Raw genomic sequence first — 19,410 nt, 5'->3', positions numbered from 1 at the left:
GGGTGGGTATGGCCTTGACGTGAGGGAGAGCGCAAGGGTGAAGATCGGACACACCCCGAGGTCTTTGTGATCTAGGGGTTTCAACCGACACCCGCCCAGGTAGGGTCTGGAAGCGTCCAGCTCCCCTTGGAGGAGGTGAGGACCGTGGCAGCCCACGACGACGACACCAACCGCGGCATCCGCCCGGGACGAGGGTCCGACGACCCGGCCGGGCAGATCGCCTATCTTGAGCAGGAAATCGCCGTCCTGCGCCGCAAGCTCGCCGACTCTCCGCGCCAAACGAGGATTCTCGAAGAGCGGATCGTCGAGCTGCAGACCAATCTCGCCGGCGTGTCCGCACAGAACGAGCGGCTCGCCAGCACTCTCCGCGAGGCCCGCGACCAGATCGTGGCCCTCAAGGAAGAAGTCGACCGGCTCGCACAGCCGCCGGCCGGCTTCGGTGTCTTCCTCACGGCGAATGAGGACGGCACCGCCGACATCTTCACCGGCGGCCGCAAACTGAGGGTCAACGTCAGCCCCGGCGTCGAACTCGAAGAGTTGCGGCGCGGCCAGGAAGTGATGCTCAACGAGGCGCTCAACGTGGTCGAGGCCATGACCTTCGAGAGCGTCGGCGAGATCGTCACCCTCAAGGAGATCCTGGAGGACGGCGACCGCGCCCTGGTCCTCGGCCACACCGACGAGGAGCGCGTGGTCCGGCTCGCCGAACCGCTCCTGGGCGTCACCATCCGCCCGGGCGACGCCCTCCTGCTCGAACCCCGCTCGGGATACGTCTACGAGGTCATCCCCAAGAGCGAGGTCGAGGAGCTGGTCCTCGAAGAGGTCCCGGACATCGACTACACCCGGATCGGCGGTCTCGGCAGCCAGATCGAGACGATCCAGGACGCGGTCGAGCTGCCGTACCTCTACCCGGACCTCTTCAAGGAGCACGAGCTGCGCCCGCCCAAGGGCGTCCTGCTCTACGGCCCGCCCGGCTGCGGCAAGACGCTCATCGCCAAGGCCGTGGCCAACTCCCTCGCCAAGAAGGTGGCGGAGGCGACCGGGCAGCCCGCGGGGAAGAGCTTCTTCCTCAACATCAAGGGCCCCGAACTCCTCAACAAGTACGTCGGTGAGACCGAGCGGCACATCCGCCTGGTCTTCCAGCGGGCCCGTGAGAAGGCCAGCGAAGGCACTCCCGTCATCGTCTTCTTCGACGAGATGGAATCGCTCTTCCGCACCCGCGGCTCCGGCGTCAGCTCCGATGTCGAGAACACCATCGTCCCCCAGCTCCTCGCCGAGATCGACGGCGTCGAGGGCCTGGAGAACGTCATCGTCATCGGCGCCTCCAACCGCGAGGACATGATCGACCCGGCGATCCTGCGCCCCGGCCGCCTCGATGTGAAGATCAAGATCGAGCGTCCGGACGCCGAGGCCGCCAAGGACATCTTCGCCAAGTACCTCAAGTCCAGCCTGCCGCTGCACACCGACGACCTCGCCGAGCACGGCAGCGACCGGGACGCCACCGTCCACGGCATGATCCAGACCGTGGTCGAGCAGATGTACGCCGAGTCCGAGGAGAACCGCTTCCTCGAAGTCACGTACGCCAACGGCGACAAGGAAGTCCTCTACTTCAAGGACTTCAACTCCGGCGCCATGATCGAGAACATCGTCGGCCGCGCCAAGAAGATGGCCATCAAGGCCTTCCTCGAACAGCAGCAGAAGGGCCTGCGCGTCTCCCACCTCATCCAGGCTTGCGTGGACGAGTTCAAGGAGAACGAGGACCTGCCGAACACCACCAACCCGGACGACTGGGCCCGCATCTCCGGCAAGAAGGGCGAGCGGATCGTCTACATCCGCACGCTCGTCACCGGCAAGCAGGGCGCGGACACCGGACGCTCCATCGACACGGTGGCCAACACCGGTCAGTACCTGTAAGGCAGTACCTGTAAGGCACCCTGAGCACCACGGGCCGGCTGCGGACGTCCATCCGGGCGTCCGCAGCCGCCTGCTTTCCCCGCCGCCACCGCGGCACACCCCGAGCAAACCCCGCGATCACTCCCCACCAGCGCAAAGGCGTTCTAGGCTCGTCGGTACCACCGAGGTCGCGCGGCGCGGGGACGGCACCGCACGCGCACCCGCGAGCACCCGCGGAACTTGAGCGCCGCCCCCGCCCGGGGGCGCCGCAGGGCAAGGAGGGCCGCATGACCGTACGGCGAGTAATGGGCATCGAGACGGAGTACGGGATCTCCGTCCCCGGCCATCCCAACGCCAATGCCATGCTCACCTCGTCCCAGATCGTCAACGCCTACGCGGCGGCGATGCACCGGGCGCGCCGCGCCCGCTGGGACTTCGAGGAGGAGAACCCGCTGCGCGACGCGCGAGGCTTCGACCTCGCCCGGGACAACGCCGACGCCAGCCAGCTCACCGACGAGGACATCGGCCTGGCCAACGTCATCCTCACCAACGGCGCACGGCTCTACGTCGACCACGCGCACCCCGAGTACAGCTCGCCCGAGCTGACCAACCCGCGCGACGCCGTCCTCTGGGACAAGGCTGGCGAGCGCATCATGGCCGAGGCCGCCGAGCGGGCCGCCGGCCTGCCGGGCGCCCAGCCCATCCACCTGTACAAGAACAACACCGACAACAAGGGCGCCTCGTACGGCACGCACGAGAACTACCTGATGAAGCGGGACACCCCCTTCGCGGACATCGTGCGCCACCTGACGCCCTTTTTCGTCTCGCGCCAGGTCGTCACCGGCGCCGGCCGCGTCGGGCTCGGCCAGGACGGCTCGGACCACGGCTTCCAGCTCAGCCAGCGCGCCGACTACTTCGAGGTCGAGGTGGGCCTGGAGACGACACTCAAGCGGCCCATCATCAACACCCGGGACGAGCCGCACGCCGACGCCGAGCGCTGGCGCCGCCTCCATGTGATCATCGGCGACGCCAACCTCTCGGAGATCTCCACCTACCTCAAGCTCGGCACCACCGCGCTGGTCCTCTCGATGATCGAGGACGGCTTCATCGCCGTGGACCTCGCCGTCGACCAACCGGTCCGCACCCTGCACAAGGTCTCCCACGACCCCTCCCTCAAGCAGCTCATCACCCTGCGCAGCGGCCGCACCCTCACCGCCGTCCAGCTCCAGATGGAGTACTTCGAGCTGGCCCGCAAGTACGTCGAGGAGCGGTACGGCGCCGACGCCGACGAGCAGACCCGGGACGTGCTGGCCCGCTGGGAGGACGTCCTCGGCAGGCTGGAGAGCGACCCGATGAGCCTCGCCGACCAGCTCGACTGGGTGGCCAAGCGCCAGCTGATGGAGGGGTACCGGCGCCGCGACCAGCTGGAGTGGGACGCGCCCCGCCTCCACCTGGTCGACCTCCAGTACGCGGACGTGCGCCAGGACAAGGGGCTGTACAACCGCCTCGTCGCCCGGGGGCGGATGCAGCGGCTGCTGGACGAGCGGGACGTCACCGAGGCGCAGATCAGGCCCCCGGAGGACACCCGCGCCTACTTCCGCGGCCGCTGCCTGGAGCAGTACGCCGACGACGTGGCGGCGGCCTCGTGGGACTCGGTCATCTTCGACCTGCCGGGACGCGACTCGCTCCAGCGGGTGCCCACCCTGGAGCCGCTGCGCGGCACCCGGGAGCACGTCGGGCAGCTCCTGGACCGGTGCCGTACCGCACAGGAACTTGTTCAGGCCCTCTCGGGCGGCTGAAACCGCCGCTGACCGGGAATGATCCTTCCGGGGCCCGCGGGCCCCGGGCCGGCCGGACTTAAGGACGCGCCGGATCAGGGCCCGACTTGTAGGGTCTGATCAAGTACATCGAGTACATCGAACCGAGCGGGGTGAGGTACGGATGGCGGCCAAGGACAGCGACGGCGGACAGCAGAAGGCGAATCGTCCGGCGGAAACGACCGAGGAGCAGACCGAGGACGCAACGGTCTCGGAGGAGCTCAAGGAGCGCCAGGAGGCGCTGAGCGACGACGTCGACTCCGTTCTCGACGAGATCGACGACGTCCTGGAGGAGAACGCCGAGGACTTCGTCCGCGGATTCGTGCAGAAGGGCGGCGAGTAGCCCCCTCGGGGGCCTCGGCCCTCACCGGCGCGCGGGCGGCGTCCAGGACGCCGCCCGCCGCTGCGTGACGGCGGCTCCCGTGAGCCGTCCGCCTTCTCCCGTATCCCAGGTGGATCACCGCCCCCGGGCGGGTAGGGTCCCTGGCGTAACGTGCTTCACCTGCTATTCGGCCACCGGCACGTCGGGCACCGCCCGGCGCTCGGGTCAGGCCGCCGCCTATCCGGAAGGAAACGTGTGGAAGCCATCACTCGTAGCACCGGGCGTCTGCCGGCTGCCTTCCTGACGCCCGGGTCCTCGTCGTTCGTGGACTTCCTGTCGGAGCATCAGCCCGAGATGCTGCCGGGCAACCGCCAGCTCCCGCCCGTCCAGGGCGTGGTCCAGGCCCCGCACGGCACGACCATCGTCGCGAGCACCTTCCCCGGCGGGGTCGTCCTCGCCGGCGACCGGCGCGCCACGATGGGGAACGTCATCGCCCAGCGCGACATCGAGAAGGTCTTCCCGGCCGACGAGCACTCGGCCGTGGGCATCGCCGGGACCGCCGGTCTCGCGGTGGAGATGGTCAAGCTCTTCCAGCTGGAGCTGGAGCACTTCGAGAAGGTCGAAGGCGCCGCGCTCTCCCTGGAGGGCAAGGCCAACCGCCTCTCCACGATGATCCGCTCCAACCTCGGCATGGCCATGCAGGGCCTCGCCGTGGTCCCCCTCTTCGTCGGGTACGACGTGGACCGCGAGCGCGGCCGCATCTTCTCCTACGACGTCACCGGCGGCCGCTCCGAGGAGCACGGGTACGCGGCGACGGGCTCCGGCTCGACCTTCGCCCGCGGCTCCATGAAGAAGCTCTACCGCGACGACCTGACGGAGGAGCAGGCCACCACGCTGGTCGTCCAGGCGCTCTACGACGCCGCGGACGACGACTCGGCGACCGGCGGCCCGGACGTCGCCCGGCGGATCTACCCGATCGTCACCGTGATCACCGACGACGGCTTCCGGCGGCTGACGGAGGAGCAGATCTCCGACGTCGCGCGGGCGGTGCTGGAGCGGCGCATGGAGGAGCCGGACGGGCCGCGTGCGGCACTGCTGTAGGGCGCGGCTCGTGCCGCCTGGATTGTTTGGGTCACCGACAGAAAGGGACGGATAGCCGGTGTCGACGCCGTTCTATGTCTCACCACAGCAGGCCATGGCCGACCGGGCGGAATACGCCCGCAAGGGCATCGCCCGCGGACGGAGCCTCGTGGTGCTCCAGTACACCGACGGCATTGTGTTCGTCGGTGAGAATCCGTCCCGCGCACTGCACAAGTTCAGCGAGATCTACGACCGGATCGGGTTCGCCGCCGCCGGTAAGTACAACGAATACGAGAATCTCCGGATCGGCGGCGTGCGCTACGCCGATCTGCGCGGATACACCTATGACCGCGACGACGTGACGGCGCGCGGCCTGGCCAATGTGTACGCGCAGACTCTCGGCACCATCTTCTCCAGCAACGGCGAGAAGCCGTACGAGGTGGAGCTGGTCGTCGCCGAGGTCGGCGAGGACGCCTCGGGCGACCAGATCTACCGCCTGCCGCACGACGGCTCGATCGTCGACGAGCACGGCTCGGTCGCGGTCGGCGGCAACGCCGAGCAGATCAGCTCCTACCTGGACCAGCGCCACGAGGACTCGATGACGCTCGCCCAGGCCCTGCGCCTGGCGGTCAGCGCCCTCTCCCGCGACACCAACGGCAGCGAGCGCGAGATCCCCGCCGAGCGGCTCGAGGTCGCGGTGCTCGACCGCACCCGGCCGCAGCGGCGCAAGTTCAAGCGGATCGTCGGCACCCGCCTCGCCCGCCTCCTGGAGGAGGGCTCGGGCACCTCTTCGTCCTCCTCCGCCTCCTCGGCGGCGGACGAGGACGAGGAGCTGGACCTCCCCGACCTGCCGGGCGACGACGGCCCGTCGGGCTCCGGTTCGCCGAGCTGAACCCTGCGGTGGCCCGCACCCGCCCTCACCGGGGCCGGGTGCGGGCCACCGTCATGTCCGGGCGGGCGCCGGGCCGGTGGAGCCGCGGACGGTGAGGGTGACGGGGAGTTCCTCGTCCGCCGGGGTGCCGCCGTCCACCGCGGTGAGCAGGGCGGCCATGCCCCGGGCGCCGAACTCCTCGGCCGGCAGGGTGACGGTGGTCAGCTCCGGCTCGATCGCCGTGGCCAGGGTCAGGTCGTCGAACCCGGTGACGGACAGCTCCCCGGGGACCCGTACCCCCAGCCGCCGGGCCGCCTTGCAGGCCCCCGCGGCCAGCAGGTCGTCGTCGCAGACCAGGGCGGTCGGACGCTCCCCGGGGGCGGTGAGCAGGGCGGTCACCGCCGCCTGTGCCTCGGCCACCCCGAGCGCGCACCGACGCGTTCGGAGCCGGGCGCCGGGCACGGCGGCCACCGAGGCGGCGAGGGCGGCCGCGCGGACCTCGAAGGTCCAGGAGTCCACGCCGGCGGCGAGGTGGACGAGGTCGCGGTGGCCGAGCCCCAGCAGGTGCCCGGCGGCCTGGCGCATGCCGTCGGCGATGGCGAGGTTCACGGTGGCGGTGCCCGGCCCCGTCGCCGGGTCGCTGTCGAGCATCACCAGCGGCAGGGCCCCCGCGCCGATCCCGCTGAGCGCCTGGGCCGCCATCGAGGAGGCGAGAACGCCGTCGAGGGCGGCCGGCGCGGAGGCGAACGGGTCGGTGGCCGGTCCGGTGCCCTCCGGCGAGGGGTAGAGGAGGACGCCGAAGCCGTGCGCGGCGGCGACGGAGGCGGCCCCCGCGTGGACCCGGGCGAAGAACTCGTTGGTGAGCGCGGGCACCACCAGCAGGGCCGTGCGGGTCCGTCCGGTCCTGAGGTCGCGGGCGGCGAGATTCGGGCGGTAGCCCAGGGACCGGGCCGCCTCCCGGACGCGCTCGGCGGTGGCCGCCGAGACCCGGCCCGGCCACTTGCCGCCGAGGACCAGGGAGACGGCGGCCTGCGAGACCCCGGCGGCGCGGGCGACGTCCTTGCTGGTGGGCCGGGAAGCGGCGGACAAAGCGGCGGGGTCCTCTCCAGAGGGCGGAATCCGGTGCGACCGGCGGGCGGGGGCCGACGGCGGACCCGCGCGCCCCGGCGGGCGTCGGCCGGGACCGTCCCCCCGCCCCCGCGTCACCTGGACCCCGGCTGCCCGCACATGGTACGTATGACGCCGACGTTATACGTAACACTTGAGGTGAGGGGCTGCCGATGGCGGCGGGATACGGGGAACTGCTGCGCTCGCGGCACGCGGCGCGGCTGCTCTGCGGCACGCTGGTCGGCCGCCTCCCCAGCGCGACCGGGCACATCGCGATCGTGCTCTTCGTCCGCGCGGAGGGCGGGGGATATGCGCTGGCCGGCGCCCTCGCGGCGGTCTACGGGCTGGCCACCGCCGTGGGCCAGCCGCTGCTGGGCCGCGCCGTCGACCTGTACGGGCAGCCGAGGGTGATGCTCCCGGCCGCCGTGCTGTCCGGGGCCGGCATGGCGGCGCTGGCCGTCGTCGGCATCGACCCGCTGCCGCCCGCCTACGCGGCCGTCGTGATGGCCGGAATCTTCACCCCGCCGCTGGAGGGCGGGCTGCGGGCCCTGTGGCCGAGCGTGCTCGGACGGGCGGACCGGGTGCACGCGGCGTACGCGCTGGACGCGGTGGCGCAGGAGGTCATGTTCACCGCGGGGCCGCTGCTGGTGACGCTCTTCGTCGCCTGGTGGTCGCCGGGGGCCGCGCTGCTGGTGATCAACGTCCTCGGGGTGCTCGGCGCTCTCTCCGTCGTCGTCTCCGCGCCCTCCCGGCGCTGGCGCTCGGCCCCGCGCGAGGCGCACTGGCTGGGCGCGCTGCGCTCGCCCGGGCTGCTGGCCCTGCTCGGCTCCTTCCTCTTCGTCGGCGTCGCCCTCGGCTCGATCACCGTGGCCGCCGTCGCCTACGCCGACGACCACGGCCGGGAGTCGGTCTACGGCTGGCTGATGGCGGCGCTCGGCCTCGGCGCCCTGATCGGCGGCGTGGTCTACGGCGCCCGGCAGTGGGCGGGGGAGCCCGAGCGGCGGCTGCGCCTCCTGGTGGGGCTGCTGGCCCTCGGCTACCTCCCGCTGGCGCTCACCCCCGGGGTGGCCGCGATGACCGGCCTCGCCGTGGTCTCCGGTCTCTTCCTGGCGCCCGCGCTCGCCTGCGCCTTCGTGGTGGTGGACCGGCACGCGCCCCGGGGAACGGTGACCGAGGCGTTCTCCTGGCTCGTCACCGTCTTCGGCGTCGGCGCGGCGCTGGGGACCGGGGCCGCGGGGCCGGCCGTCGAATGGGGCGGCACCGCCCCCGGGTTCTGGGTCGCGGGGGCCGGGGGAGTGGCCGCCCTGCTGGTGCTGCTGGCCACCACGCGGGTGCTGAACGGGCGGGGCCGGGGCGGCGATCCGGTGGTCTCTTCGGAAAATGATCGAAACGGGGCCGCCGAACCCGGTTTCAGTGCGGGGCATCAGGCGTAATGTTCAGTCATGGACCGCCGCATTTTCGGGCTGGAGAACGAGTACGGCGTCACGTGCACCTTCAGGGGACAGCGCCGTCTGTCGCCTGACGAGGTGGCGCGCTACCTCTTCCGCCGCGTTGTGTCATGGGGCCGCAGCAGCAATGTCTTTCTGCGGAACGGTGCCCGCCTCTATCTCGATGTGGGTTCGCATCCGGAATACGCCACACCGGAATGCGACAACGTCACCGAACTGGTGACCCACGACAAGTCCGGCGAACGCATCCTCGAAGGGCTGCTCGTCGACGCCGAACGCCGCCTGCACGAGGAGGGCATCGCGGGCGACGTCTATCTCTTCAAGAACAACACCGACTCCGCCGGGAACTCCTACGGCTGCCACGAGAACTACCTCGTGGCCCGGCACGGGGAGTTCTCCCGCCTCGCGGACATCCTCATCCCCTTCCTCGTGACCCGGCAGCTCCTCTGCGGGGCCGGCAAGGTGCTCCAGACCCCCCGGGGCGCGGTGTACTGCGTCAGCCAGCGCGCCGAGCACATCTGGGAGGGCGTCAGCTCCGCGACGACCCGCTCCCGCCCGATCATCAACACCCGCGACGAACCGCACGCGGACGCCGAGCGCTACCGCCGCCTGCACGTCATCGTCGGCGACTCGAACATGTCCGAGACGACCATGCTCCTCAAGGTCGGCGCCACCGACCTGGTGCTCCGCATGATCGAGGCCGGCACCGTGATGCGCGACCTCACCCTGGAGAACCCGATCCGGGCCATCCGCGAGGTCAGCCACGACACCACCGGCCGCCGCAAGGTCCGCCTGGCCAGCGGCCGCGAGGCCTCCGCCCTGGAGGTCCAGCGGGAGTACTACGAGAAGGCCGTGGACTTCGTGGACCGCCGGGGCATCCGCACCGGCACCGTCGAGCAGGTCCTGGAGCTCTGGGGCCGCACCCTCGACGCGATCGAGGAGGAGGACCTCGACCGGGTCGCCACCGAGATCGACTGGGTCATGAAGTACAAGCTCCTGGAGCGGTACCGGGCCAAGCACAACATGACCATGTCCCACCCCCGGGTCGCCCAGATAGACCTCGCCTACCACGACATCCACCGCAGGCGCGGCCTCTACTACCTCCTGGAGAAGAACGGCCAGGCCGCCCGGATCTGCAACGACCTGAAGATCTTCGAAGGCAAGTCCGTCCCGCCGCAGACCACCCGGGCCCGGCTGCGCGGCGACTTCATCCGCAGGGCGCAGGAGCAGCGCCGCGACTTCACCGTCGACTGGGTCCACCTCAAGCTCAACGACCAGGCGCAGCGGACCGTGCTGTGCAAGGACCCCTTCCGGTCGGTGGACGACCGGGTGGAGAAGCTCATCGCCGGCATGTGACGGCACCGGAATGTGACACACCGCTCCTCCCCGCCGTGGACCGGCGGTGACCAGGGCCCCTCGTCCGTGTGACGAGGGGCCCGTTCCATGCCGTACGGGAGCAGTGGGGCGGCTGGGCCGTAGAGTGGCGGGACCGACGTTTCCCGTATCCGCCAACCCCCCGAGGTCCTCTGTGCGACGCCGATTTGCCGCCTTGTTCATCGTTCCGGCTCTGCTGCTGACCGCCTGCGGGGGTGAGGAGGCCGAGAAGAAGGACGACGCGGCGGCCTCCGAGAAGCCCGCGGCGGCCCCCAAGGCCCCCAAGCCGGTCGATTCGGCCGACCCCATGCCGGAGGTCTCCGGCGAGCCGGGCAAGAAGGCCACCATCAAGCTCCCCAAGGGCGACCCGAGCGACAAGTTCGTGGTCCACTCCCTCTCGGCCGGTGACGGACCCGAGGTCAAGAAGGACGACCTGGTGATGGCCAACTTCACCGGCAAGGTCTGGAAGGGCGGCAAGGACCTCGGCTCCAGCTACGACAAGGGCGGCGCGCCCCAGATGATCACCGCGGGCGCGGAGACGATCATCCCGGCGTTCAGCCAGTCGGTGCTGGGCCAGAAGGTCGGCAGCCGCGTCCTGGTCGTCGCGCCGCCGGCCGCCGCCTTCGGCGAGGCCGGCCAGGAGCAGCTGGGCGTCACGGGCAAGGACACCCTGGTCTTCGCCCTGGACATCAAGGACGTCGTGCCGAACATGGCCGAGGGCGAGCAGGCGGAGATCCCCTCCGACCTGCCCCAGGTCAAGGCCGACAAGCCGGAGCCGGCCACCATCGCGGTGCCGAAGAACGACCCGCCGAAGAAGCTGACCAGCAAGACGCTGATCAAGGGTGACGGCGAGGAGATCAAGAAGGGCCAGACGGTGTACATGCAGTACAGCGGCGCGGCCTGGAAGCCGAACGAGGGCAAGGAGAAGGCCAAGCTCTTCGACTCCTCCTGGAACACCGGCTCGCCCTTCGCCACTCAGATCGGCGTCGGCCAGGTCGTCGAGGGCTGGGACAAGGGCCTCGTCGGCACCCACGTCGGCGACCGCGTGATGCTGGTGATTCCGCCGGAGCAGGGCTACAAGGACGAGGACAAGGGCGAGGACCTGCCCGCCAACTCGACCATGGTCTTCGTCGTGGACGTGCTCGCCGCGATGTGAGCCTGACCCGGGGCGGGGGGTGTGCGCGCCGCCCGCCCCGCGGTGGCAGACTGTCCCGGTTGCCCGAAAGTACAGAAGCAGGAGTCTTACGTGAGCATCGACAAGCCCGAGGTCGACTTCCCAGGTGGCGAGCCCCCGGCGGACCTGGAGATCAAGGACATCTGGGAGGGCGACGGCCCGGTCGCCAAGGCCGGCGACACCGTCCAGGTCCACTACGTGGGCGTGGCCTTCTCCACCGGTGAGGAGTTCGACGCGAGCTGGAACCGCGGCACGCCGCTCGGCTTCCAGCTCGGTGCCGGACAGGTCATCGCCGGCTGGGACCAGGGCGTCCAGGGCATGAAGGTCGGCGGCCGCCGCCAGCTGACCATCCCCGCCCACCTCGCCTACGGCGACCGTGGCGCGGGTGGCGGGCGGATCGCCCCCGGCGAGACGCTGATCTTCGTCTGCGACCTGGTCGCGGTCTGATCCCAAGCGGTCAACTCCAGGGCCCATGCCGTCAGGCATGGGCCCTCCGCTTTGGCCGCGACACCCCGGGGCGGTACGGTCGTCCGTCGAAGGACCACCAGAAAGGGCGTCGATGGCGATTGCCAAGGCCGAGCGGCTGATGAACCTGGCACTGTGTCTGCTCGGGACCCGGCGCCCCCTGTCCAAACGAGAGCTCCGGGGCTCCATCGAGGCGTACCTCGAAGCGGGCAACGACGACTCCTTCAACCGCATGTTCGAGCGGGACAAGGACGACCTGCGCGAGCTCGGACTGGTCATCGAGACTGTGGACAACATCGACGGCGAGGTCGGCTACCACGCCCGCCGCGACTCCAACCGCCTCCCGCCGCTCACCCTCGACGCCGAGGAGGCCGCAGCCCTCGGCCTCGCCGCCAAGGTCTGGCAGCAGGCCCGGCTGGCCGGCGCCGCCAGCGGCGCGCTCCACAAGCTGCGCGCGGCCGGGCTCCCCGACGACGCGGACCCCTTCGCCGGGAACTCCGCCCTCGAACCGCACATCCCGGTCCACGAGTCCGCCTTCGAACCGCTGATGCTGGCCTGCCGCGACCGCCGCCCGGTCGTCTTCGACTACCGCAAGGCCAACGCGGTGCAGCCCGCCCCCCGCCAGGTCGAGCCCTGGGCGCTGGAGTGCTGGCGCGGCCACTGGTACCTGGCCGGCTTCGACCGGGACCGTGGCGCCGAGCGCGTCTTCCGGCTCTCCCGCATCACCGGCAAGGTCCGCACCCGCTCCGGCGGCTTCACCGCCGACGTGCCCGACGTCGTCACCGTCCGCGAGACCGTGGCGGGCTGGGCCGGGGAGAGCGCCGAGGGCACCGCCGTCATCCGGCTGCGCTCCGGCGCCGGGTACCCGTTGCGCGCCAAGGCCCGCTCGGTGACGCCGCTCGGCGAGGGCTGGGACGAGCTGGAGATCCCCTACGGCCACGGGCTGGACGCCTCGCTCGTCGAGTACGGGCCCGACGTGGTGGTGCAGGAACCGGCCGAACTGCGGGCCGACGTGATCGACCGGCTCCGTGCCGTGGCGAAGGACTGAGGGAGTAACCATGGCGGCCCAGGCCAATGCCATCGACCGGACGCGGCGGATGCTGTCGCTCGTCACCTACCTGCGCGAGCGCCCCGGCGCCCACGTCGCCGACGTGGCGCGGGCCTTCGGCGTCAGCGAGGCGGAGCTGATCTCCGACCTCGACGTGCTGCCGCTGTGCGGCACCAGCTTCCGCGGCGGCGACCTGCTCGACATCGACACCGACGGCGACCGCATCTGGTGGCACAACCCGGACGACGTGGCGGCCCCCCTGCGGCTCGCCGCCGACGAGGCCACCGCCCTGCTGGTGGCGGCGCGGGCCGTCTCCACCCTGCCGGGCCTGCGCGAGGGCGACCGGCAGGCCCTGCTGCGGGTGACCGCCAAGCTGGAGGCCGCCGCCGGCGAGGCCGCCGCCTCCAGCTCCCGCCTCTCGGTCACCTTCGAGGCCGAGGGCGGCGTCTTCGCCGACGTGGACCGGGCCATCTCCGAGCGCCGCCGCCTGTGGCTGCGGTACTACTCGCCCGCCCGCGACGAGCTGACCGAGCGCGAGGTGGACCCGATCCGCCTCTTCACCGTCGGCCACACCTACATGGAAGCCTGGTGCCGCCTCTCCGAGGACCGGCGCACCTTCCGCCTCGACCGGGTCGCCGAGATCCGCGTCCTCGACGAGGTCTCCGCCCCGCCCGAGATCGAGGTCCGCGACCTCTCCGCCGGCCTGGTCCAGCCCTCCGCCGACGACCCCGAGGTCGTCATCGAGGTCGGGCCGGGCGGCCGCTGGGTCGCCGAGTACTACCCGCACGACAGCGCCGAGGAGCTGCCCGACGGCGGCCTGCGCATCACGCTGCGCACCCCCGACCCCGCCTCGCTGCGCCGCCTCGCCCTGCGGCTCGGCCGCGACGGGCGGATCACCGCCCCCGCCGGCCTCGCCGACAGCGCCCGCGCCGCCGCCCGCGACGCCCTCGCCGCCTACGAGGCCCAGCCGTGAGCGGGGTCCTCTTCAAGGCCGCCTGCCCGGACTGCCGCTCCCGCTTCGAGCTGGCCGCCGGCGCGCTGCGGCTGGCCATCGGCGGCAGCCGCCGCACCACCTTCTACTCCTTCACCTGCCCGGCCTGCGACAGCGCCGTCCGCAAGCCGGCGGGGGAGCGGATCGTGGAACTGCTGACCCGGGGCGGCGTGCGGACGCTGCGGCTGGCCGCGGGCGCGCCGCAGCCGCAGACGCCGGTGAGGAACTGATGCGGGGATGACGGACATGGTCTGGCCGATGGTGGCGGTGGTGCTCGGGTTCGCCGGACTCGCGGTCCTCGGGGTGCTCGCGGTACGCGTCTTCCTGGAGGTGCGACGGCTCGCCCGGCAGGTCGCGGAGACCTCCGCGCGGATCAACACGGCCGCCGAGGAGCTGGAACGGGCCGCCACGCGCCTGCCCCCACCCCGCTGAGCTCGCGTTTTCCCGTACCCCAACGCCCTCTGCTCCCGCAAACGGGCAGGGAGTACGCTGAGACGGCGGCGGCCGGGCCCGAGGCACCCGGCCGCGACCTGGTGTCTGCACGGGCATTGCCCCGCGTTTACCCACGCGGGTTACGATCGCTGCGCGCGACGGCCGGACCCCGTCCAGCCGTGTGCGGCAGCTCCACCCCCCAGCCGCCTCGGTGAGAAGGAATCGCAATGATCGGCAACCTGAAGCCCCTAGAGATCCTCCTGATCGTCGTCGTCATCCTGCTCCTCTTCGGAGCCAAGAAGCTTCCCGACATGGCGCGTTCCCTCGGCAAGTCCGCCCGCATCCTCAAGAGCGAGGCGAAGGCGATGAAGAAGGACGGCTCCCAGGAGGGCCAGGCCGAGGCCGCCGCCGCTCCGGACGCCCAGACCCCGCAGTCGACGACGGCCCGCACCATCCAGGCCGCGCCGGGCGACGTCTCCAGCTCCCGCCCGGTCAACGAGCAGAACCGCACCCCGCAGAGCTGACGCCATCACCACGGCGGGCCGCCGGCTCCGCCTGTTCGTAACGAGACGAGGGACGTGGGTTGCTCGGGTCTGCCCGCAAGCCGAAGCAGGAGAAGGACACCGAGGGGCGGATGCCCCTCGCCGAACACCTGCGCGAGCTGCGTAACCGTCTGCTGAAGTCCGTCCTGGCGATCATCGTCATCACGATCGCGGCCGCGTTCTTCTACACCGAACTGATCGAGTTGCTGCTGAGGCCGGTCCAGGAGTCGGTGGGCTGCCTCGACGGATCGCCGACGCAGGACAACGGCAATCCGTGCGCCGACATGACCTTCAACGGTCTGGTGGCGCCCTTCACGATCGCCCTGAAGGTCTCGCTGGTCGCCGGCGTGGTCCTCGCGAGCCCCTTCTGGCTCTTCCAGCTCTGGGCCTTCCTCGCCCCGGGCCTGCACAGCAACGAGAAGAAGTACGCCCTCTCGTTCGTCGGCATCGGCGTCCCGCTCTTCGTCGGCGGCGCCTTCCTCGCCTACACGGTGCTGCCGCAGACGGCGACGATCCTCCTCGACTTCACCCCCGAGAACGTCCTCAACCTCCTCCCGGTCGACGACTACCTCGACCTGGTGATGCGGATGGTGATCGTCTTCGGCCTCGCCTTCGAGCTGCCGCTGGTCCTCGTCCTCCTCAACATCACCGGCGTGCTCTCCGCCAAGCGCCTCGGCTCCTGGTGGCGCGGGATGGTCCTCGGCATCACCATCTTCGCCGCCGTGGCCACCCCGACCGGGGACCCGGGCAGCATGCTGATGCTGGCCGCGCCCATCTGCCTGCTGTACTTCCTCGCCCTCGGCATCTGCGTCCTCAACGACCGCAGGCGGGCGCGTGGCAACCCCGACGCGGAACTCGACGACGACGAGGCGTCCGAGATCGACCTCACCCCCGAGCCGGTCGACGCCATCGAGCCGGTCGGCGCCCCGCCGGTCCTGCCCGAGCAGACGAACCGCGGCGAACTGGGACGAGGCGACGGCCGCAAGGAACTCGGCGGTTACGACGACGCGACCTGACCTGTAGGGTCCCGCCGTGACCAGCGAGATCATCCTTTTCGTCAACCCCACGGCGGGCCGCGGACGCGGCGCCCGGGCGGCCCTGCCCGCCTCCCGGGTGCTGCGGGACGCCGGCTACCGGGTCAGGACCGTCCTCGGCACCGACGCCGACGACGCGGCCGGCCGGCTCCGTGAGGCCCTCGCCTCCCGGCCCGCCGCGGTACTGGCGGTCGGCGGCGACGGGCTCGCCGGGCTCGCCCTCCAGGCGCTGGCCGGGACCGGCACCCCGCTCGGCCTGGTCGCCGTCGGCACCGGCAACGACTTCGCCCGCACCCTGGGCCTGCCGGTCCGCGACCCCGAGGCCGCCGCGCGGTTCGCGGTGCGGACGCTGGAAGGGCCGGGCCCGCGCCCCCTCGACCTCGGCCAGGTGGGCGACCGCTGGTTCGGCACCGTCCTCGCCGCGGGCTTCGACTCCCGGGTCAACGACCGGGGCAACCGGATGCGGCTGCCGGCCGGCCGCTTCAAGTACGACCTTGCGATCCTCGCCGAGCTGGCCGCCTTCCGGCCCGTCCCGTTCAAGCTGGCCCTGGACGACGGGCCCGTCCTCGACCTGGACGCCACCCTCGTGGCCGTCGGCAACGGCACCTCGTACGGCGGCGGCCTGCGGATGTGTGCCGGGGCGCGGCTCGACGACGGGTTCTTCGACGTGGTGGTGGTGGGCGAGGTGAGCCGCGCCGAGCTGGTGCGGGTCTTCCCCAAGGTCTACAAGGGCACCCATCTGAGCCACCCCGCCGTCACCGTCCACCGCGCCCGCTCGGTCACCGTCGAGGCGCCGGACATCACCGGCTACGCCGACGGTGAGCCGCTGGGCGCGCTGCCGCTCACCGCCCGCTGTGTCCCCGGGGCCGTCCGGATGCTCGCGCCCTGAGGCGGGGGTCCCGGCCGGGCGGGTGGTGATTATCGATCGTCCGCTGTCGGAGTCGGCGGGTAGGCTCGGATCACGATGACAGAGGACCTCTCCCCGGCCGAGCGGTACGCGGCGGCGCGGCGGCGCGCCGTCGAGGAGGCGACCGCGCTCGCCTCCTTCCGCGAGATGTACGACTTCGGCCTCGACCCTTTCCAGCTCGACGCCTGCCGCTCCCTGGAGGAGGGCAAGGGCGTCCTGGTGGCCGCGCCCACCGGTTCCGGCAAGACGATCGTCGGCGAGTTCGCCGTCCACCTGGCACTCGGCCAGTCCAAGAAGTGCTTCTACACCACCCCGATCAAGGCGCTCTCCAACCAGAAGTACGCCGACCTCGCCAAGCGGTACGGCGCGGACAAGGTCGGCCTGCTCACCGGTGACAACAGCGTCAACCCGGACGCCCCCGTCGTGGTCATGACCACCGAGGTCCTGCGGAACATGCTGTACGCGGGCTCCCAGACCCTCACGGGCCTCGGGTACGTGGTCATGGACGAGGTGCACTACCTCTCCGACCGGTTCCGGGGCGCCGTCTGGGAAGAGGTGATCATCCACCTGCCCCCGTCGGTGACGCTCGTCTCGCTCTCGGCCACCGTCTCCAACGCCGAGGAGTTCGGCGACTGGCTCGACACCGTCCGCGGTGACACCGACGTCATCGTCTCCGAGCACCGCCCGGTCCCGCTCTTCCAGCACGTCCTGGCCGGACGCCGGATGTACGACCTCTTCGAGGAGGGCGAGGGAGCCAAGAAGGCGGTCAACCCGGACCTGCTGCGGATGGCCCGGCTGGAGTCCAGCCGCCCCACCGGCCCGAAGGACCGCCGCCGCGGCCGGAACATGCGCGAGGCCGACCGGGAACGCGAGCGCCGGCAGCGCTCGCGCACCTGGACGCCGAGCAGGCCCGAGGTGATCGAGCGGCTCGACGCGGAGAACCTCCTGCCCGCCATCACCTTCATCTTCAGCCGGGCCGGCTGCGAGGCCGCCGTCCAGCAGTGCCTCTACGCCGGGCTGAGGCTCAACGACGACGCGGCCCGCTCCGCCGTCCGCGAGATCGTCGAGGAGCGCACCGCCGCCATCCCCGACGAGGACCTGCACGTCCTCGGCTACTTCGAGTGGCTGGAAGGGCTGGAGCGCGGCATCGCCGCCCACCACGCGGGGATGCTCCCCACCTTCAAGGAGGTGGTCGAGGAGCTGTTCCTGCGCGGACTGGTCAAGGCCGTCTTCGCCACCGAGACGCTCGCGCTGGGCATCAACATGCCGGCCCGCTCGGTCGTCCTGGAGAAGCTCGTCAAGTGGAACGGCGAGCAGCACGCCGACATCACCCCCGGCGAGTACACCCAGCTCACCGGCCGTGCCGGGCGCCGCGGCATCGACGTCGAGGGCCACGCCGTGGTCCTGTGGCAGCGCGCCATGAACCCGGAGCACCTGGCCGGCCTGGCCGGGACGCGCACGTATCCGCTCCGCTCCAGCTTCAAGCCGTCGTACAACATGGCGGTCAACCTGGTGCACCAGTTCGGGCGGCACCGCTCGCGCGAGCTGCTGGAGACCTCCTTCGCCCAGTTCCAGGCCGACCGCTCGGTGGTCGGCATCTCCCGCCAGGTCCAGCGGAACGAAGAGGGCCTGGAGGGGTACGCGGCCTCGATGACCTGCCACCTCGGTGACTTCGAGGAGTACGGCAGGCTGCGCCGGGAGCTGAAGGACCGCGAGACGGAGCTGGCCCGGCAGGGCGCCGGCCAGCGCCGCGCGGAGGCCGCCGGGGCGCTGGAGAAGCTCCGGCCCGGCGACATCATCCACGTCCCCACCGGCAAGTACGCGGGGCTCGCCCTGGTCCTCGACCCGGGGCTGCCCGCCGGCCGCAGCAACGGCCACCGCGGCTTCGACCATCACGACGGGCCCCGCCCGCTGGTGCTCACCGCCGAGCGGCAGGTCAAGCGGCTGGCCGCGATGGACTTCCCGGTCCCGGTGGAAGCCCTGGACCGGATGCGCGTGCCCAAGTCGTTCAACGCCAGGTCGCCGCAGTCCCGCCGCGACCTGGCCTCGGCGCTGCGCACCCGCGCCGGGCACCTGGAGCCCAAGCGGCACCGCAAGGGGCGCTCGGCCGCCGCCGACGACCGCGAGATCGCCCGGCTGCGCACCGCCATCCGCGCCCACCCCTGCCACGGCTGCGACGAGCGCGAGGACCACGCACGGTGGGCCGAGCGCTACCACCGGCTGAAGCGGGACACCCGGCAGCTGGAGCGCCGGATCGAGGGCCGCACCAACACCATCGCCCGCACCTTCGACCGCATCGTCAACCTCCTCACCGAACTCGGCTACCTCCGGGGCAACGAGGTCACCGAGGACGGGCGGCGGCTGAGCCGGCTCTACGGCGAGCTGGACCTGCTCGCCTCCGAGTGCCTGCGTGAGGGCGTCTGGGAGGGGCTCGGCCCGGCCGAGCTGGCCGCCTGTGTCTCCGCCCTGGTCTTCGAGGCCCGGCAGGCGGACGACGCGGTGGTGCCGAAGCTGCCCTCCGGCGCGGCCAAGTCGGCGCTCGGCGAGATGGTGCGCATCTGGGGCCGGCTCGACGCCCTGGAGGAGCAGCACGGCATCAGCCAGACCGAGGGCGTCGGCCAGCGCGAGCCGGACCTCGGCTTCGCCTGGGCCGCCTACATGTGGGCCTCCGGCAAGGGGCTGGACGCGGTGCTGCGGGAGGCGGAGATGCCGGCCGGCGACTTCGTCCGCTGGTGCAAGCAGGTCATCGACGTGCTCGGCCAGATCGCGGCCGCCGCCCCCGAGGGCTCGACCGTGGCGCGCAGCGCCCGCAAGGCCGTCGACGCGGTGCGCCGGGGCGTCGTCGCGTACTCCTCGGTGGGCTGAGCCTCCCCTCCGCGCCCGTCGTGTGCCGCCGCCTCCGCAACGG

General features: G+C 71.7%; 18 protein-coding genes. 17 read left to right on the top strand and 1 reads right to left on the bottom strand.

The window, feature by feature from the left end:
* Nucleotides 1–144 precede the first annotated feature (144 nt).
* From arc to prcA, 5 genes are all read left to right on the top strand, one after another.
* A complete protein-coding gene (gene arc, locus IF45_RS0123535) occupies nt 145–1,911 on the top strand; it encodes a proteasome ATPase (protein WP_003947206.1) in 1,767 nt (588 codons plus the stop codon).
* Nucleotides 1,912–2,177: 266 nt separating this feature from the next.
* Complete coding sequence (gene dop, locus IF45_RS0123530; protein WP_008409490.1) at nt 2,178–3,689, top strand: depupylase/deamidase Dop; 1,512 nt, start codon at nt 2,178–2,180, stop codon at nt 3,687–3,689.
* Nucleotides 3,690–3,831: 142 nt separating this feature from the next.
* The gene (locus tag IF45_RS0123525) at nt 3,832–4,050 is read left to right on the top strand and encodes a ubiquitin-like protein Pup (RefSeq protein WP_003947204.1); all 219 of its coding nucleotides are present in this window, start codon (nt 3,832–3,834) and stop codon (nt 4,048–4,050) included.
* A 234-nt stretch (nt 4,051–4,284) separates the two neighbouring features.
* Nucleotides 4,285–5,130, top strand: a complete 846-nt coding sequence (gene prcB / locus IF45_RS0123520; protein ID WP_003947203.1) for a proteasome subunit beta — start codon at nt 4,285–4,287, stop codon at nt 5,128–5,130.
* A gap of 58 nt (nt 5,131–5,188) precedes the next feature.
* On the top strand, nt 5,189–6,001 hold the full coding sequence (gene prcA / locus IF45_RS0123515; RefSeq protein WP_015508128.1) for a proteasome subunit alpha: 813 nt from the start codon (nt 5,189–5,191) through the stop codon (nt 5,999–6,001).
* 51 nt (nt 6,002–6,052) lie between these two features.
* Here prcA and IF45_RS0123510 read toward each other — a convergent pair whose 3' ends face one another.
* Complete coding sequence (locus IF45_RS0123510; protein ID WP_030309388.1) at nt 6,053–7,069, bottom strand: LacI family DNA-binding transcriptional regulator; 1,017 nt, start codon at nt 7,067–7,069, stop codon at nt 6,053–6,055.
* Nucleotides 7,070–7,260: 191 nt separating this feature from the next.
* On the opposite strand from IF45_RS0123510, the gene IF45_RS0123505 reads away from it, so the two are divergent.
* The 12 genes from IF45_RS0123505 (at nt 7,261) to IF45_RS0123450 (ending at nt 19,367) form a co-directional block, all read left to right on the top strand.
* Entirely contained in the window at nt 7,261–8,520 is a 1,260-nt protein-coding gene (locus IF45_RS0123505; protein WP_003947200.1) for an MFS transporter, read from the top strand.
* A gap of 9 nt (nt 8,521–8,529) precedes the next feature.
* Nucleotides 8,530–9,891: a Pup--protein ligase gene (gene pafA, locus IF45_RS0123500; RefSeq protein ID WP_003947199.1), complete on the top strand. Its 1,362-nt coding sequence runs from the start codon at nt 8,530–8,532 to the stop codon at nt 9,889–9,891.
* Between the two features lie 193 nt (nt 9,892–10,084).
* Nucleotides 10,085–11,065 carry an FKBP-type peptidyl-prolyl cis-trans isomerase gene (locus IF45_RS0123495; protein ID WP_018469189.1) on the top strand — a complete coding sequence of 327 codons (981 nt, stop codon included), beginning with the start codon at nt 10,085–10,087 and terminating at the stop codon, nt 11,063–11,065.
* A gap of 90 nt (nt 11,066–11,155) precedes the next feature.
* On the top strand, nt 11,156–11,530 hold the full coding sequence (locus IF45_RS0123490; RefSeq protein ID WP_003947197.1) for an FKBP-type peptidyl-prolyl cis-trans isomerase: 375 nt from the start codon (nt 11,156–11,158) through the stop codon (nt 11,528–11,530).
* A gap of 112 nt (nt 11,531–11,642) precedes the next feature.
* A complete protein-coding gene (locus IF45_RS0123485; protein ID WP_008408825.1) occupies nt 11,643–12,596 on the top strand; it encodes a helix-turn-helix transcriptional regulator in 954 nt (317 codons plus the stop codon).
* A gap of 10 nt (nt 12,597–12,606) precedes the next feature.
* On the top strand, nt 12,607–13,569 hold the full coding sequence (locus IF45_RS0123480; protein ID WP_008408824.1) for a helix-turn-helix transcriptional regulator: 963 nt from the start codon (nt 12,607–12,609) through the stop codon (nt 13,567–13,569).
* Entirely contained in the window at nt 13,566–13,817 is a 252-nt protein-coding gene (locus IF45_RS0123475) for a hypothetical protein (RefSeq protein WP_003947194.1), read from the top strand. Before IF45_RS0123480 ends, IF45_RS0123475 begins: the two co-directional genes overlap by 4 nt.
* Nucleotides 13,818–13,833: 16 nt before the next feature.
* Nucleotides 13,834–14,019: a hypothetical protein gene (locus tag IF45_RS0123470; RefSeq protein WP_008408822.1), complete on the top strand. Its 186-nt coding sequence runs from the start codon at nt 13,834–13,836 to the stop codon at nt 14,017–14,019.
* 227 nt (nt 14,020–14,246) lie between these two features.
* Nucleotides 14,247–14,543 carry a Sec-independent protein translocase subunit TatA gene (gene tatA / locus IF45_RS0123465; protein WP_003947192.1) on the top strand — a complete coding sequence of 99 codons (297 nt, stop codon included), beginning with the start codon at nt 14,247–14,249 and terminating at the stop codon, nt 14,541–14,543.
* Nucleotides 14,544–14,602: 59 nt separating this feature from the next.
* The gene (gene tatC, locus IF45_RS0123460; RefSeq protein ID WP_008408819.1) at nt 14,603–15,577 is read left to right on the top strand and encodes a twin-arginine translocase subunit TatC; all 975 of its coding nucleotides are present in this window, start codon (nt 14,603–14,605) and stop codon (nt 15,575–15,577) included.
* Between the two features lie 16 nt (nt 15,578–15,593).
* Complete coding sequence (locus tag IF45_RS0123455) at nt 15,594–16,484, top strand: YegS/Rv2252/BmrU family lipid kinase (protein ID WP_003947190.1); 891 nt, start codon at nt 15,594–15,596, stop codon at nt 16,482–16,484.
* A gap of 75 nt (nt 16,485–16,559) precedes the next feature.
* Nucleotides 16,560–19,367 (top strand): DEAD/DEAH box helicase, encoded by a 2,808-nt coding sequence (locus IF45_RS0123450; protein WP_003947189.1) that lies wholly within the window; start codon nt 16,560–16,562, stop codon nt 19,365–19,367.
* The last annotated feature ends 43 nt before the right edge of the window (nt 19,368–19,410 follow it).

The sequence above is a fragment of the Streptomyces albidoflavus genome, from assembly GCF_000719955.1.
Classification (GTDB): Bacteria; Actinomycetota; Actinomycetes; order Streptomycetales; family Streptomycetaceae; genus Streptomyces; species Streptomyces albidoflavus.
This window is presented reverse-complemented; position numbering and strand designations above follow the sequence as displayed.